Raw genomic sequence first — 760 nt, forward strand, 5'->3', positions numbered from 1 at the left:
AACGACAAAGTGAACCAGTCTTTATTTGGCCGGCACAGGTACCAACCGCCAAATCAGCAATTGTTGTGTCTTCTGTTTCACCAGAACGATGTGAGATAACTGCGGTATAGCCTGCATCTTTAGCCATCTTAATCGCATCTAAGGTTTCGCTCAGGCTACCAATCTGGTTGAATTTAATCAGAATCGAGTTAGCAATATCTTTTTCGATACCTTCAGAAAGAATCTTGGTATTGGTCACAAACAAGTCATCACCAACCAATTGAACTTTGTCGCCCAACTTTTCAGTTTGATACTTCCACCCATCCCAATCCGACTCGTCCTGACCGTCTTCAATAGAAACGATTGGATACTGGTCGCAAAGCTCAGCCAAATAATCAGAGAACTGCTCAGGGCTGAAAGCCTTACCTTCGCCTTTCATGTCGTATTTACCATCAACATAGAACTCAGTTGATGCACAGTCTAAGGCTAGCGTAATGTCTTTACCTAGCTCGTATCCTGCATTCGCTACAGCAACCTTGATTGCCGCCAATGCATCGGCATTAGAAGCCAAGTCAGGCGCAAAACCGCCCTCATCACCCACAGCGGTATTTAGACCTTGCTCACTTAATACCTTCTTCAAACCATGGAATATTTCAGCGCCCGCACGCAGTGCTTCGGCAAAAGTAGGAGCAGAAACTGGCTGAACCATAAACTCTTGGATATCAACATTGTTGTCTGCGTGCTCACCACCATTGATGATATTCATCATTGGCACAGGCAT

Annotated in this window: 1 pseudogene; it reads right to left on the reverse strand. The window is 45.0% G+C overall.

From position 1 onward, the window contains the following. Nucleotides 1-760 (reverse strand): annotated as a pseudogene (gene eno, locus A3763_RS03965) (phosphopyruvate hydratase); the annotation flags it as partial.

Source organism: Oleiphilus sp. HI0128 (genome assembly GCF_001635365.1).